The following is a 15,195-nucleotide window of genomic DNA, read 5'->3' as shown; positions in this document are numbered from 1 at the left end:
CATTTACTATGTGGTATTTCGCATGGATTCTAGGTGTACTACTTGCTTGTGCATTCGGTATCATCAACGCTCTTTGGCTAGAGCACTCAGAAATGATGGATAAAGACAGTGAGTAACCTCGCTGATAAGGTAGCGAAACTTCACGCACCAATGGATAAGACTCTGCTACGAGTCTTATCTCTCATCCTTGGCTTTATGCACGTAGGATTGGTGATGTGGGACCCTGAAGCTTACCATCAAGCAATTGGTGGTTTTAACTCAATCATCGCACCAGCACTGATTTGGTCTGTATGTTCAAGCATGGTGTATGGGGTGGGCTTCAAGCCAAGAAACTGGTACTGGCAAGTTTTGTTTAGTCCTTATTTCTCGTTAGCTATCTTAATTTATCTAACGGCACTTTATTTCATTTAGGCTGAAATATGCTGTAATAAAGTCGGTTACTAAATCATCGAATAAAAGCTAGGTATCTCGCCTAGCTTTTATTTTTTCTACAAATTTCAAAAATATTTCCTTAGCTCGGTACCAATTGCTGTCGCTTCAGTTATAGTAATTACTTTAAAGAATTGAATATATTGGTACTCCCTTGCAAGGCACATCAAATCTCTTTCACTGGCCGATCACCGTGTACTATGAAGACACTGATGCGGGCGGTGTTGTATATCATTCTAATTATCTAAAATTCTTTGAGCGCGCACGGACAGAGATGTTACGTGCTAAAGGCATTTCTCAACATGTGTTACTGGAACAAAATATCGGCTTTGTTGTCCGACACATGGATATCGATTTCAACCAAGGGGCTAGGCTGGACGAGCATCTGACAGTCGTAACCCGAGTGTCAGAAATAAAACGTGCTTCTCTGCAATTCTGTCAAGAGTTGGTCAATGATCAAGGCAAGATATTGTGCAAGGCCTCGGTTAAGGTAGCATGTATCGATAATAAGAAAATGAAACCAATAGCTATTCCAACCTTTATAAATTCGGAGCTAACAAATAGTGACTGCTGATATTTCCATTTTAGATCTCTTTCTTCAGGCCAGTCTGTTGGTAAAGCTTGTGATGCTGACGTTGCTTGGCATGTCAATTGTGTCATGGGCAATGATCATCAAGCGCAGCAAAGTGCTTTCTCAAGCATCAAAAAATGCAGAGCAGTTTGAAGACAAATTTTGGTCGGGTACTGATCTTTCTCAGCTTTACCAAAAAGTAAAAGCGCGTAAAGACGAAATTGAAGGCACAGAAGAAATCTTCTACGCAGGTTTTACAGAGTTTGCTCGCCTACGTAAGAGCAACGCAAATTCACCAGCTTACATCATGGAAGGCACTGGCCGCGCAATGCGCGTTGCTGTTTCTCGTGAAGTAGATGAGCTAGAAACAAGCTTACCGTTTTTGGCAACAGTCGGTTCTATAAGCCCTTATATCGGCCTATTTGGTACCGTTTGGGGCATCATGCACGCCTTTATTGCGCTGGGTGAAGTAAAGCAAGCTACGTTGTCTATGGTTGCACCGGGTATCGCCGAGGCACTTATCGCGACAGCGATGGGGCTATTTGCGGCTATTCCGGCAGTAATGGCGTACAACCGTCTAAGCAATAAAGTGAGTAAACTAGAGCACACTTACGCAACATTTTCTGAAGAATTCCACAGCATCCTTCATCGTCAAGCGATGGCTGGCCGAGACAGCGCGGATAAGGAATAAAGCATGGCGGGTTATCAACCTAAAAAGCGAAAAATGACAGCGGAGATCAACGTTGTTCCGTATATCGACGTAATGCTCGTACTGTTGATCATTTTTATGGCGACCGCTCCATTTGTGACTCAAGGCGTCGACGTTGATCTTCCGAAAACATCGACCGCAGAATCTATGCAAGACCTTGCTGGCGAGACTGACAGTAGCTTTATTATCATCGAAATTGATAGCGAGGGTAATTTAGGCCTAAGCGTAAATGATGAAGAAGTTCAGCGAGGTTTGTCGTTGCAAGATGTTATTGTGCGAGTGAAAGCGGAGCGAGAGGTTAAGCCGGATTCACCAGTTGCGGTAGGTGGCGACGCGGCAACACCATATGCCGATGTTGTTCTATTGCTAGATGAACTAAGTCGAGCTGGTATCCCTAAGGTAGGTCTAATGACCGATATCAGGGAATAGACATCAATTATCTATGAAAGATCACAAGAAGAAACCCAACCAATACGCCAAACCGATAGCAATATCGGTTGGTTTGCATGCAATTCTAGTTGCAGCCCTGCTTTGGGGGACGGACTTCAACATGTCTAAACCAGAGCCTACAGGGCAAATGGTTCAAGCTGTTGTCATCGATCCAAAACTTGTGCAGCAACAAGCGAAAGAAATTCGCCAGCAACGCGAAAAGGCAGCGAAAAAAGAACAAGAGCGTCTTGATAAACTGAGACGCGAAGCAGAGCAGCTAGAAAAAAACCGCAAAGCTGAAGAAGAGCAAATTCGCAAGTTGAAAGAGCAGCAAGCGAAAGATGCTCAAGCGGCACGAGAAGCAGAAGCTGCACGTAAGAAAAAAGAGCAAGAGCGCAAGCAGGAAGAAGAACGTGTTCGCAAAGAAAAAGAGCGAGCTGCTAAGCTAGAAAAAGAGCGCAAGGCAAAAGAAGAAGCCGTGCGTAAAGCTGAGCAGGAGCGTTTAGCAAAAGAAGCGGCTATAGCAAAAGCTGAGCAAGAACGTTTAGCTCGTGAAAAAGCAGCAAAAGAAGCGGAAGAAAAAGCACGTCGTGAGCGTGAAGCTGCTGAAAAAGCTGAACAAGAGCGCATTGCAAAAGAGAAAGCGGCAAAAGAGGCAGCGGAGCGAGAGCGTAAAGCGAGAGAAGCAGCTGAGCGTGCCGAGCGTGAGCGTAAAGCTCAAGAAGCCGCGTTAGATGATATTTTTGCGGGTCTCGAGAGTGAGTCAGAACAGAATCAGCAAGCGAAAAATCAACATGTGCAATCTGAAGTTGACCGCTATGGTGCAATTTACAAACAATTGATAGAGAGTCGTATCATTAAGGACGATTATCTTGTGGGAAAGTCGTGTAGGCTTAATGTGAAGCTAGTTCCAACTGGGACTGATGGTATTGTGAGTAATGTTACTGTGTTAAACGGTGACTCTCGTCTTTGTAGTGCAGCCAAAAGTGCAGTAGCCCAAGTTGGCAACTTTCCGATGCCTAAAGATAGAGATGTTATTGATAAAGTTAGAGATATCAACTTAACCGTTGAATACTAGAATAAGGAATAAGACGTGATTAGACGCCTTTTACTAGGAATGTTTGTACTGTTTAGCAGTATGACAAATGTGGCGAATGCCGCATTAGAGTTGGTCATTACCGATGGTATTGATTCAGCACGACCAATTGCTGTTGTTCCGTTTAAGTGGGAGGGCACACAAGCGCTTCCAACGGATGTTTCTGCTGTTATCGCCTCGGATTTACAACGTAGTGGTAAATTCAGCCCAGTTCCAACGAGCAAAATGCCACAAACACCGTTCAGTGAATCAGAAGTTAATTTTGATGCTTGGACCAATTTAGGTGTGGATGCGCTATTGACTGGTTCAATCAAGCAAAACGACCAAGGTGACTACGTTATCAACTATCAACTTGTTGATATTGTGCGTGGTCAGTTAACAGGTGGGAAGAGTAAGGCGCTTGGTAGTGACGGTGAATTAGTCCTGTCAAAAGATCATGTGCTGTTCAATAAAGTAGCCACTGTTCAAGGGCCTCGTATGCGTGAGTACGCTCACCGTATCTCTGATTTGGTGTATGAGCAGTTAACTGGCGACCGTGGCGCTTTCATGACTCGTATCGCATATGTGGTAGTGAACGATAAAGACCGTTTCCCTTACCAACTTCGAGTCGCTGATTACGATGGCTACAATGAGCGTCTGGTTTTACGCTCTAAACAACCATTAATGTCACCAGCGTGGTCCCCCGATGGTAAAAAGCTTGCATATGTTAGCTTCCAAAATGGCCAAGCAGAAATCTTCATCATGAACATCTACACCGGTGAACGTGAGAAAATTACTTCATACCCACGTCACAATGGTGCGCCAAGATTTTCGCCAGATGGCAATAAGTTAGCGATTGTTCTTTCTAAAACAGGCTCGCTTCATGTTTATACGTTTGACCTTAACACTCGTAAGCTGACGCAAATTACGCGTGGCAGATCAAATAATACGGAACCGTTCTGGCATCCGGATGGAAAATCGTTGATTTTCACATCGGATAGGGGTGGTAAACCACAGATTTATCAAGTAAATTTGGGCAGCGGTTCTATTGACCGTTTGACTTGGCAAGGCAGCCAAAATTTGGGTGGTCAGATTACTCCTGATGGGCGATTCCTAGTTATGGTGAACCGCAGCAACGCAGGATTTAATTTGGCGAAACAAGATTTGGAAACTGGTGCTCTTCAAGTCTTAACTAAGACCTTGCTTGATGAGTCTCCTAGTATTGCCCCAAACGGTGGCATGGTTGTGTATAGCTCGATTTACAACAAGAAAAACGTACTATCGATGGTGTCAATTGATGGTCGATTCAAAGCTAGATTACCGGCAACAAATGGGCGTGTTCGAGCGCCTGCATGGTCACCGTTTTTGTAGTAATAAGTTTGATTAATAAAGGAAAATAAGATGCAACTGAACAAGGTTCTAAAAGGGCTACTAATCGCGCTTCCTGTAATGGCTGTTACAGCGTGTAGTTCAAGCGACGACGCTGCTTCTAACACTGGTGCAGCAACAAACAACAATGGCGCAGTGGAAACAACAGTAGCTACGCCAATTGATCAAAGCGGTCAGTTGACAGAGCAAGAGCTAAAAGAGCAAGCGCTACGTGAAACTCAAACAATCTACTTTGCTTTTGACAACTCAACAATTGCAGCAGATTACGAAGAGATGCTAGCGGCTCACGCTTCTTACCTAAGCAAGAACCCAGCACTTAACGTAACTATCGAAGGTCACGCTGATGAGCGTGGTACTCCTGAGTACAACATCGCTCTAGGTGAGCGTCGTGCACAAGCAGTAGCGAACTACCTACAAGCACTAGGTGTTCAAGCTGACCAAATCTCAATCGTTAGCTACGGTGAAGAGAAGCCACTTCTTCTAGGTCAATCAGATGAAGTTTACGCTAAAAACCGTCGCGCGGTTCTAGTATACTAATTCGAGGTAATCCTCATGTTCAGTAACACTAAGCGCGCTGTTGCGCTTACGTTACTGGCAAGTGCAGCGAACTTTGCGTTCGCTGCACCAGCTCCAGTATCCGATCTCAACAGCACATCATCCGTCTCTAAGAGCCGTTCATCTGAAACGGAAGTAGAGCGTCTAGAGCGCTTGCTACAAAACCGCAATCGCGTTCAGCTCCAAATGCAACAGCAAATTGACCAAATGTCACAAGAGATCAGTGAATTACGTGGTCAATTAGAGCGAAATAGCTACGAAATGAAGCAAATGTTGCAACGTCAACGAGAGTTGTTTGTCGAGCTGGATCGTGTTCGTGGAGAGATAAAATCCGCGCCTGCGCAAGAAGCGAAACCGGCTAAAACAGGTGGTCAGTACACACCAAATGTTGATGAGCAAACGGCATACCAAAATGCAGTCGACCTCATCCTCAAGAAACGTGACTACACTGGCGCAATTGCAGCGTTCCAGCAGTTCCAGAAAGATTATCCTGATTCTACATATTCAGCGAATTCTCACTACTGGCTAGGTCAGTTGTACTTCGCTAAAAAGCAGGATGAGGATGCAGTGAAAAGTTTTGCCGCTGTTGTGTCTTATAAAGACTCCAATAAGCGAGCCGATGCGTTGCTTAAGTTAGGCGAAATCGCTGAGCGTAATAACAATGCAGCTCAAGCGAAAAAGTACTACCAACAAGTGGTTGATGAATACCCAGGTAGTGCATCTGCAAAACTTGCCAGCTCTAAGCTGTAAGACGTTATGTTTTGAAAAGGAAGCTTCGGCTTCCTTTTTCTTTTCCATTTTCTGTTGGTGCAGAACGGCTAAGTCGATAGCAATGATGCAGAGCCTCTGACCTTATGTTGCACCGAATTTCGCTACTCGGAAATGCTACCTGTAACAAAGATATACGGCTAGACCGCTAGAAATCCCCGCGACAAGTTGGTTTTTGAAAATTAACGAGGTTACAATACTCGGATTAAAGGAAGTTGCGTAGAGCAAGAGCAATGAGCCATATATTAGATAAAATCGACACTGTTTACCCATTCCCACCGAAACCAGTTCCATTAAGCGAAGAAGAAAAAGCATCTTACATTGAGCGTATTAAAAAGTTACTCAAAGAAAAAGATGCGGTACTTATCGCGCACTACTATACCGACCCTGAGATTCAAGCCCTAGCTGAAGACACTGGCGGGTTTGTTGGTGACTCGTTGGAAATGGCGAAGTTTGGTAATCGTCACCCTGCAAGTACATTGATTATTGGTGGTGTTCGCTTTATGGGCGAGTCGGCCAAAATTCTGACACCAGAAAAGCGCATTCTAATGCCAACGTTGGAAGCGGAATGTTCGCTTGACCTTGGCTGTCCTGCGGATAAGTTCAGCGAGTTTTGTGATGCTCACCCTGATCATACGGTTGTAGTTTACGCAAATACTTCAGCAGCGGTTAAAGCCCGTGCCGACTGGGTCGTTACATCGAGCATTGCGCTTGAAATCGTGGAACACTTAGACGCTGAAGATAAGCCAATTATTTGGGGACCAGACCGTCACCTAGGATCGTACATCGCTAACAAAACTGGCGCAGATATGCTGCTTTGGCAGGGTGAGTGTGTGGTTCATGATGAGTTCTCTGCTGATGCGCTACGAAAAATGAAGAGCGTGTATCCAGATGCGGCTATTTTGGTTCACCCTGAGTCACCAGCAAGCGTCGTAGAACTTGCCGATGCCGTTGGATCAACGAGTCAGCTGATCAAAGCAGCGAAAGAGCTTCCTCACAAACAAATGATCGTTGCGACAGACAAAGGCATTTTCTTTAAAATGCAGCAACTTGTGCCAGAGAAAGAACTTATCGAAGCGCCAACCGCAGGTGCAGGCGCAACATGTCGCAGCTGTGCACACTGTCCTTGGATGGCAATGAACGGTTTGAAAGCAATTGAGAAAGCGCTTAGTGAAGGTGGTGAAGAGCACGAGATTTTTGTTAACGAAGAACTGCGTGTTAAATCCCTTATCCCGCTTAACCGCATGCTAGATTTTGCTGAGCAGCTAAATATGCAAGTGAAAGGTAATGCTTAAAAAGTAGGCGTAACTGAAAATAAATCTCAAAAACCAGCCGAATATGGCTGGTTTTTTTGTGTCTTACTATCAATGAGTTACTATTGATGCAATCAATGAATATCGAGGTCATAAATTTATGGCGGTGTGGTTAGTAGTTAAAAAGTGGCTTAGTTCCCACCTTTTTAAATTGAGCAACCGAAGCCTTCTCATCTTTAGTGGCTTATATGTGAGCCTTTCATGGTGGCTGCTGGTTCTCGCTGGTGAAACAGCATTAACAGACAGTTTCGCTAACTTTATCTATTACCTCATGGTTACGGCGAGTACGGTGGGTTATGGCGACCATTCTCCAGTAACAGATTTGGGTAAATGGGTTGTCGTACTATTTGTAATCCCCGGCGGTTTGAGCTTATTCGCCGCATTATTGGGGCGTGTCGCTGGAGCAGCGATGGACTATTGGCGAGCGGGTATTTTAGGAAAACGGAGAGTAAGAGTGGAGAACCATATTGTATTGTTGGGCTGGAATGGATCGAGAACGATGCACCTTATTCGCATGTTACAACATGAAGAAGAGGGAAAGCGTCCGATTGTTTTATGCAGCCGTTCAGAAATAGAGAACCCGTTACCTGGCGAAATCAGTTTTATCAAAGTGACCAGTTATACCGATTCGCAAGAAATGAAAAACGCCAATATTGCCGAAGCCGCTTGCATTATTGTGGATAATCTCTCGGACGACATTACCTTGTCAGCCGCTCTATACTGCGCATCTGTAAACCCTTCCGCTCATTTGGTCGCTTACTTTAAAGATGAAGCGCTAGGCCGACTTCTAAGTCAGCATTGCCCGAAAGCGGAATGCATACCTGCTGTTGGCGCAGAAATGTTGGCAAAAGCGGCGGTTGACCCGGGCTCAAGTGCGCTTCATCAGGAGCTTTTGGCTTCAACACGAGGTATGACGCAATACTCAGTTATTTATCCTGAGGGGCAGTCTGCCACCACTATTGAGAATCTCTTCGTTTTTCTCAAAAGACGCCATCATGCCACGCTGATTGCTTTTGATATTGGCGATGGTATTCAACTCAACCCAGATTTAGATGCTGAAGTACCCGCGAGTACCAAGCTGTTTTACATTGCAGATGAACGTATTGAAGATTTTGCCTGGAAAGAAATGAACAAGGAACAATAATGCACATGATTGCTGGCCTGTTAGCAGGCTTCCCAAACTTTTTACTCTATTTCTCTGTTTCTATTATTTTTGTATTGGCGTTTAAGTTCATCTACGTCAAGTTGACGCCATACGATGAGTGGCATCTGATCAAAGAAAAACAAAATACAGCAGCAGCGATTGCGCTAAGTGGGGCCTTCCTTGGTTACTGTCTCGCGATTTCGGGGGCGGCAAAAAACTCAGTCAATATCGTCGATTTTATGGTATGGGGCGTTGTTGCAATGCTTGCTCAAATTATTGCATTTGCAATTGTACGCTTTATTTTACTTCCGAAAGTGGCAGAGCGTATCGAAAAAGATGAACTGCCAGCCGGTATTGTATTAGCAGCAGTTTCTGTTTCGGTTGGCGTATTGAATGCCGCGTGCATGACCTACTAGGAGGAACGATGAAGCGGAGTTCTAACGTTAAACGTTCTTCCATGGACAAAAGCTTAAAGCTTGGGAAAATTCTTCCCTTTGCTGCCTTTGGTGGTATTTTCTTCTTTGCTACGTACGAGTCAAAAACAGAAGGGTACATTTTTTCTGATGCTGATGAGTGTAAATCTAACTCGCCTGAGTTTAGTGAACAGTGTGACATTGCATACCAAGAAGCTTTAGCTCGTGCCGAACAAAATGCCCCTCGCTACCGCAGCGAGTTCGAATGCGAGAATGATTTCTACGAGGATGATTGTTACTACAGTTCCAGTTCCCGAGCTTATGTACCTAACTTTGGCGGTTTTTTTTACAGTCGCTCATTAAGCGGGTTGAAAGGTTATAACAAGAGCTATTACTCAGAGCCGATGTACCGTTATAAATCCAAATTCTATAATGGAGCAGGACAATTCTTTGGCTCCTACCGAAATCAGCCGACCAAAGTTGCGACGAATAGCCTTAATAAACGTGGCGGCGGCACCATTGGCAGGGCGATGTCTCGAGGCGGGTTTGGTAAAGCGGTGTCGGTCAGTCGAGGCGGTTAAAAAGCACTATGTTTCGACGAGAAATACAAGAGCGCGAAAACTGGCGTGAATTAGCACGCCAGTTTGGTTTTGGTTTCCATACCATGTATGACCAACCGTATTGGGATGAGAGTGCTTACTATCAATTCACGCTGGAGCAAATTGAGCGCGATATAGAAGCGCCCACTGAAGAGCTGCATCAGATGTGCCTGGCTATTGTGGATGAAGTCGTTCGGAGTGAGCGGTTGCTGACGCAATGTGCGATCCCTGAATCTATGTGGGAGCAGGTCGCTTCTTCGTGGAGACGAAGCGAACCTTCGCTTTATTCGCGGCTGGATTTCGCGTACAACGGGACCTCGCCAGCAAAATTACTGGAAAACAATGCGGATACGCCAACCAGCTTGTTTGAAACTGGCTTTTGGCAGTGGGTGTGGCTAGAAGATGTTGTAAATAAAGGTCGAGTTCACCAGAGCGCGGATCAATTCAATATTCTTCAAGACTTTTTGATCGAGCGCTTCGCCGAAATAGCAAAATACCAACCAGGACAAACACTTCACTTTAGCTGCTGCAAGTACACTGAAGAAGATAAAGGGACTGTCCAGTATTTAGAGGATTGCGCGCGAGAGGCAGGGTTAGCAACGGCATTCGTGCATGTCGAAGATATTGGAGTGACGGAAGATGGTCTGTTTGTGGATGCTGACGACAGAGCGATTCGTTGGATGTTTAAGCTTTACCCTTGGGAGTTTATGTTTGAAGAGGAATATGCGAAGTACTTAGCGACTGCAAACGTAAACTGGTTAGAACCGATGTGGAAGTCGATACTATCCAATAAAGCACTTTTACCGTTATTGTGGGAGCGCTTTCCTAATCACCCGAACCTTTTGCCCGCTTATTTTGCTAACGATTCAAAAGCGAACACTATGAGAGATTATGTCATCAAGCCACTATTTTCTCGAGAGGGCGCGAACATCGAGATCGTCATCGATGGAAAACGTTTTGTTAAAACGTCAGGGCCTTATGAATCTAAATTCAATATCGTCCAGCAATACCATCCACTACCTAAGTTTGGGCAAAACCATACGTTAATTGGCAGTTGGTTGGTCAATGATAGAGCTGCCGGTATTTCGATTAGGGAAGACAGTAGCTTAGTGACTCAAGATATGGCGCGGTATATTCCACATGTAATTTTAACATGATCAAAAAAGCTCTCCATTTGGAGAGCTTTTTGTCTATTCAGCCGTTCAATCTTGATGGTCGACAGCGTTGCGTCTATTGTTCTTCAGCTAATGCAACACCGCGCTGGGTAAGACCACATAACATCACTGGCATTGCATTGAAGATTTCCTCAAACTGCTCTAAGCCTTCCATACCTTGTTCGGCCAATGTTTCAATGGTCGTTTCTGGGTCGTAAAGCATAGTAAGAGAAAGTAAAACACCACCGAGTAGGGCATTATCTTCGCTATCCTCAGGCATCAACGTTTCCCAGTCATCACGCGCAAGTTGCCAGCCTTGTAATACACCTTCACAGAAATCGCGAGCCTGACTTGTTACAATGTCTTGCTCATCTAGCGCGCACCCTGCAGGCCACTGCCAAGTGCCTTCTAGGAGAGCGGGACGAGTTTGGTTCCACATTTGTACAATCTCGTCAATGTATTGCTCTAGTTGCTCACCGTCAGTAAATGGCGCTGTTTCTTCTCCACCCCATAAGAATGGCAACCACTCTTGAGGCATTAATACGTTTGGCGCTGCAGCCATCGCTGTTACAAAGCCTTGAGTTTTTGATAGGTTTAGTAGTTTACCGTCAAGTTCTGGGAGAGAAAGGATGTCTTGTAGTTTCAAAATAGAATACCATTTGTTAATGGGCTAGTTGATTGCGCTCATCTTACCAATCAATTAGTGATAAATCGATATTAGGGAATGATTCACACATCTATGGAAATTCGCTCATCACTTAGAAAAAAAAGCATTCTCGCCCTAACACTTTACCTGTGCTTCTTTATCGCCACTATCGGTTCTGTCGCCTATTTGGTTGTTGAGCCACCGGTTAGACAAAAGCTAGAGCAAAACCTAGAGTTACGTACCCAACTCCTGGCTCTTGAGATCAAAGAGCCCCTCCTCAGTTCTACAGGTGTATTGAGCAGCTTAGTAGGGCTAGCCCAAGGGACTGAAAATATTCAATCTCTCAACACAATAATTCCACATATTCTTCAATTGAGTGACAAGATGCTTGTTAGTGGTGGCGTATGGCCTAAACCCAAACTCAAAGCAGAACAATGGAGATATAAAAGTCTATTCTTCAATAAAAACAGTGATAGTGGTATTGACCAAATTCACTCCTACAATAACCCCGAATCTGGCGGTTATGATAATGAACCCTGGTATGTCGCTGCCGCCGATGCTCCGGTAGGTTCTGTTAGTTGGTCTACGGTTTACATCGATACCTTTACTCAGGTCCAGATGATTACCGCGTCTTCTCCGTACTACCAAAACGGTCGATTCGCTGGAGTTGTAACGGTAGACCTATCACTAGATGCACTTTTTCAGTTTATTCGAGAGCACACGAACCAGCATTCTTTGGGGGTAGTGGTTCGCGATGCTGACTCAAACGTGATTATTGAACACAACTTTCAACTGACGGACGAAATTTATGTCAGCGAGCTTGATTTCGGAGAGTTCGACTGGCGCATGGAAGTTGTCAACGCAAAATCTAAAGTCGCCGATCAAGTGTTTGAACAAGTGATGAGCGTTGAGGGGAGGATCATTCCATTTTTGCTCTTGTGTGTCTTGGTCGGTTACTACTTACTGAATCGCTATATTGTTGAACCAATTGTTCGCATTGCCGCTAAGATTGATGACTCGAAAACTGGTGGGATCATAGATATTGACTACGATAGCGATGACGAAATCGGACAGCTTATCGAGAAGTTCAATGAAAAGACGATCTATTTAGAGCAGGAGAGAATAAAAGCTCAGGCTTCGACAAACGCTAAAACGGCATTCTTAGCCACATTGTCCCACGAGATTCGCACACCAATGAACGGTGTACTAGGAACTGCCCAGATACTGTTAAAAACACCACTTACCGATGAGCAGCGTAAGCACCTGAGAACACTTTATGATTCAGGTGATCACATGATGACATTACTCAATGAGATTTTAGATTACTCAAAAATTGAACAAGGGCATGTTGAGTTTGAAAATAAGCCTTTCCCAATTGAGTCGATTATCGGCAGTATCAAGAGTGTTTATCAAACTCTATGTGCAGAAAAAGGTCTTCGCTTTAGAGTCGTCTCGCATTTACCAACGGGTCGTTGGTACAACAATGACAAAGCCCGTTTGCGTCAAGTACTGTTCAATCTACTCAATAACGCTGTTAAGTTTACCGATCGTGGCATCGTAGAGGTAGAGCTAGCCGAGAAATCGAGTAAGGCAGGCACCAAGCTGATACTAAAGGTAAAAGATACAGGAATTGGTATTTCAAAAGAGGCACAAAAACGCATTTTTCGTCCTTTTGAGCAAGCGGAGTCATCAACGACTAGACGGTTTGGTGGTACAGGGCTTGGTTTAGCAATAGTCAAAGAAATCGCGGAACATATGGGTGGGCAAGTGGTTGTAGAGAGTCAGGAGGACGCTGGAACGACTTTTACTGTCGAAATTGCCCTTACACCTTGCAAGCCAGGTAAAGTAGAGTCAATCAATACACATAAATTGAACTGTAAAGGGTTGAAAGCACTCATTGTTGAAGACAACCGAACAAATGCGATCATTATGGAAACTTTCCTCCGAGCCAAGGGCTTTGAGTGCACAAGTGTCGAAAATGGTCAGCTTGCAGTCGATGAGGTTGCGATCAAACCATTTGATTTGATACTGATGGATAATCATATGCCTGTTCTAGATGGCGTTGGGGCCATATCAGCCATTCGAGCAATGAGTTCACCTGCTAAGTCGGTACTGATTTTTGGCTGTACAGCGGATGTGTTCAAAGAAACACAAGAGCGTATGATTAATGTAGGAGCAGATCACATAATAGCGAAACCAATAGTGGAGTCTGAATTAAATGATGCACTGTATCTTCATGCGACACAGTTATATCAGTACCAATCGGACTTTGATGGAAATGCAGCAGATAGCTTTAATGCTGAAAAGTGGTTACTCAACTTCTATGTCGCTCTAGATAATGGACATCTTAATGAAGCACTTGAGGCTATTTCAGCGATCATTGCGGAGGCTCCCCTTGAACTCAGTGGCGACGTTTCTTCAGTCGCCGAACGGATAAGAAGTAACTTAAAGCGTCAGCAATCCCCAGACCAAGATGATATCGATACATTAACGATTTTGCTGGCCTCACCATAATTTAATCAATATGGCGCAACTGTGAACTGTTCTTACTATTCATACGTCATCCAGCGTCGTCACAAACTCTTCTAACCCGCAATGAACAGGCTTGCAGTTTTACTTTTACGAGTAAAACAGCAAGACCTTCTACTGTGATTATATCGGTAATACTCTGAATTTTCGCAGCTTGGTAGCATAAGCTATAGGAGTGACTGTTTTCGGTCCGAGTTTTGTTCTAACTTTACGTCGAAATAATTATCGTAACCCCTTTTTATGTAAGTGAAATCCGTGTTTTTGTACCATTTTTACGTGATTTTAGGCGTTTTTACTCGCTATTGGTGAAAAAAACTACTTTTACTTTAAAAGTTGGTTATAAATTTACAACTTAATTTTAAATACAGAACCATAAGCTAGCTTTTGTGTGCTCTAATTGCATCATTAACTGGCTTTGTGTCTTTTTAGTGGTTAATAGTTTTATTATTTTTATTAATTGCAGTGTTTGATTTTAAGGGTTTTGTAAATGAAGTCTCGTGGACCATTTTGTATTCGTCACGCCGCTGCGGATACCTTTGCTATGGTTGTTTTTTGCTTTATCACAGGGATGATTGTCGAGATTTTGATTTCAGGGATGACATTTGAGCAATCTCTAGCATCGCGTACGCTATCGATTCCAGTGAATATCGCCATTGCTTGGCCGTATGGGGTTTTTCGTGATTGGGTGCTGCATCAAGGTAGTAAGGTGTCGCCGTCTTCCTTTATGAAGAACATCTCTGATCTGGTCGCTTACGTACTATTTCAATCTCCAGTTTATGCGGGTATTTTATTCGCAGTTGGCGCGTCTATAGATCAAATTGTGACCGCAGTGGCAAGTAACGCTGTTATTTCTTGTGGCATGGGTGTGTTGTATGGGTACTTCTTGGACATGTGCCGCCGTTGGTTCCGTGTTCCCGGTTATTCTCAAAGCATCTAAATGCCCCAGTTTTGCTCAATTTAGTTACTTAGTGAGCAATCGATTCGAAAAGGGCGCTTTTTTTTATGTTTAGCCTTGACCATCAGGCACATAATCATTAAATTAGCGCCTCGTTAGCCAATGATGCTAACCAAAATTTGATTCGGTGAGTTGTCCGAGTGGCTGAAGGAGCACGCCTGGAAAGTGTGTATACGGCAACGTATCGAGAGTTCGAATCTCTCACTCACCGCCACATTCTTGAAGAAAGACGTCCTAGGACGTCTTTTTTTATGCCTTTAATGTTATAAAATCAATAAGTTATAGTCCTATAGCATCCAATAAAGTCCTAAGTCGACCACCATTTTGGGGTATGACAGAGTGTATGATTTAATCAACCACAGATTGGGAGATATACACTAAATCGGGAAAAAACGTCATACATCTGACCTTTCACTGAATACTGATTTTTCTCCCTTTCTCAGGCTTTGTTGCTTAAATCGATGGAACTAAATCAAAAAGATACGATCTGATCGGCTACACCCATCAAGCATCGTAG

Annotated in this window: 17 protein-coding genes and 1 tRNA gene; 17 read left to right on the top strand and 1 reads right to left on the bottom strand. The window is 44.0% G+C overall.

Features of this window, described 5'->3' with window-relative positions:
- Nucleotides 1–8 precede the first annotated feature (8 nt).
- The 14 genes from cydX to R8O10_RS15475 all read left to right on the top strand — a co-directional run bounded on the left by cydX (nt 9) and on the right by R8O10_RS15475 (nt 10,551).
- A complete protein-coding gene (gene cydX, locus R8O10_RS15540; RefSeq protein ID WP_000270284.1) occupies nt 9–116 on the top strand; it encodes a cytochrome bd-I oxidase subunit CydX in 108 nt (35 codons plus the stop codon).
- Entirely contained in the window at nt 109–411 is a 303-nt protein-coding gene (gene ybgE, locus R8O10_RS15535) for a cyd operon protein YbgE (protein ID WP_005378304.1), read from the top strand. The genes cydX and ybgE overlap by 8 nt, the downstream gene beginning before the upstream one ends.
- Nucleotides 412–583: 172 nt before the next feature.
- Nucleotides 584–1,003 carry a tol-pal system-associated acyl-CoA thioesterase gene (gene ybgC, locus R8O10_RS15530; RefSeq protein ID WP_017820044.1) on the top strand — a complete coding sequence of 140 codons (420 nt, stop codon included), beginning with the start codon at nt 584–586 and terminating at the stop codon, nt 1,001–1,003.
- Nucleotides 993–1,691 (top strand): protein TolQ, encoded by a 699-nt coding sequence (gene tolQ / locus R8O10_RS15525; RefSeq protein WP_005378301.1) that lies wholly within the window; start codon nt 993–995, stop codon nt 1,689–1,691. Before ybgC ends, tolQ begins: the two co-directional genes overlap by 11 nt.
- A gap of 3 nt (nt 1,692–1,694) precedes the next feature.
- Nucleotides 1,695–2,138, top strand: a complete 444-nt coding sequence (locus R8O10_RS15520) for an ExbD/TolR family protein (RefSeq protein ID WP_005378298.1) — start codon at nt 1,695–1,697, stop codon at nt 2,136–2,138.
- Nucleotides 2,139–2,151: 13 nt separating this feature from the next.
- The gene (gene tolA / locus R8O10_RS15515; protein WP_053303231.1) at nt 2,152–3,216 is read left to right on the top strand and encodes a cell envelope integrity protein TolA; all 1,065 of its coding nucleotides are present in this window, start codon (nt 2,152–2,154) and stop codon (nt 3,214–3,216) included.
- A gap of 15 nt (nt 3,217–3,231) precedes the next feature.
- Entirely contained in the window at nt 3,232–4,584 is a 1,353-nt protein-coding gene (tolB, locus tag R8O10_RS15510; RefSeq protein ID WP_005387925.1) for a Tol-Pal system beta propeller repeat protein TolB, read from the top strand.
- Nucleotides 4,585–4,614: 30 nt separating this feature from the next.
- Entirely contained in the window at nt 4,615–5,139 is a 525-nt protein-coding gene (gene pal / locus R8O10_RS15505) for a peptidoglycan-associated lipoprotein Pal (RefSeq protein WP_005378293.1), read from the top strand.
- A gap of 15 nt (nt 5,140–5,154) precedes the next feature.
- On the top strand, nt 5,155–5,907 hold the full coding sequence (ybgF, locus tag R8O10_RS15500) for a tol-pal system protein YbgF (RefSeq protein ID WP_005387926.1): 753 nt from the start codon (nt 5,155–5,157) through the stop codon (nt 5,905–5,907).
- 251 nt (nt 5,908–6,158) lie between these two features.
- Nucleotides 6,159–7,220 (top strand): quinolinate synthase NadA, encoded by a 1,062-nt coding sequence (gene nadA / locus R8O10_RS15495; RefSeq protein ID WP_042522106.1) that lies wholly within the window; start codon nt 6,159–6,161, stop codon nt 7,218–7,220.
- Between the two features lie 118 nt (nt 7,221–7,338).
- Complete coding sequence (locus tag R8O10_RS15490) at nt 7,339–8,382, top strand: potassium channel protein (RefSeq protein WP_017635053.1); 1,044 nt, start codon at nt 7,339–7,341, stop codon at nt 8,380–8,382.
- Nucleotides 8,382–8,798, top strand: a complete 417-nt coding sequence (locus R8O10_RS15485; RefSeq protein WP_005378281.1) for a DUF350 domain-containing protein — start codon at nt 8,382–8,384, stop codon at nt 8,796–8,798. Before R8O10_RS15490 ends, R8O10_RS15485 begins: the two co-directional genes overlap by 1 nt.
- An 8-nt stretch (nt 8,799–8,806) precedes the next feature.
- Complete coding sequence (locus R8O10_RS15480; RefSeq protein ID WP_025766906.1) at nt 8,807–9,376, top strand: DUF1190 domain-containing protein; 570 nt, start codon at nt 8,807–8,809, stop codon at nt 9,374–9,376.
- Between the two features lie 8 nt (nt 9,377–9,384).
- Nucleotides 9,385–10,551, top strand: a complete 1,167-nt coding sequence (locus R8O10_RS15475) for a glutathionylspermidine synthase family protein (RefSeq protein ID WP_005378279.1) — start codon at nt 9,385–9,387, stop codon at nt 10,549–10,551.
- Between the two features lie 73 nt (nt 10,552–10,624).
- Here the strand turns inward: R8O10_RS15475 and R8O10_RS15470 are convergent, their stop codons facing one another.
- A complete protein-coding gene (locus R8O10_RS15470; RefSeq protein ID WP_318191542.1) occupies nt 10,625–11,194 on the bottom strand; it encodes a YecA family protein in 570 nt (189 codons plus the stop codon).
- A gap of 93 nt (nt 11,195–11,287) precedes the next feature.
- Here R8O10_RS15470 and R8O10_RS15465 point away from each other — a divergent pair, with 93 nt between their 5' ends.
- The 3 genes from R8O10_RS15465 to R8O10_RS15455 all read left to right on the top strand — a co-directional run bounded on the left by R8O10_RS15465 (nt 11,288) and on the right by R8O10_RS15455 (nt 14,892).
- The gene (locus R8O10_RS15465; protein WP_318191541.1) at nt 11,288–13,708 is read left to right on the top strand and encodes a hybrid sensor histidine kinase/response regulator; all 2,421 of its coding nucleotides are present in this window, start codon (nt 11,288–11,290) and stop codon (nt 13,706–13,708) included.
- A gap of 502 nt (nt 13,709–14,210) precedes the next feature.
- Entirely contained in the window at nt 14,211–14,660 is a 450-nt protein-coding gene (locus tag R8O10_RS15460; RefSeq protein ID WP_318191540.1) for an L-alanine exporter AlaE, read from the top strand.
- Between the two features lie 144 nt (nt 14,661–14,804).
- Nucleotides 14,805–14,892, top strand: a tRNA-Ser gene (locus R8O10_RS15455).
- The last annotated feature ends 303 nt before the right edge of the window (nt 14,893–15,195 follow it).

Source organism: Vibrio sp. 1727, assembly GCF_033344415.1.
Lineage (GTDB): Bacteria > Pseudomonadota > Gammaproteobacteria > Enterobacterales > Vibrionaceae > Vibrio > Vibrio alginolyticus.
This window is presented reverse-complemented; position numbering and strand designations above follow the sequence as displayed.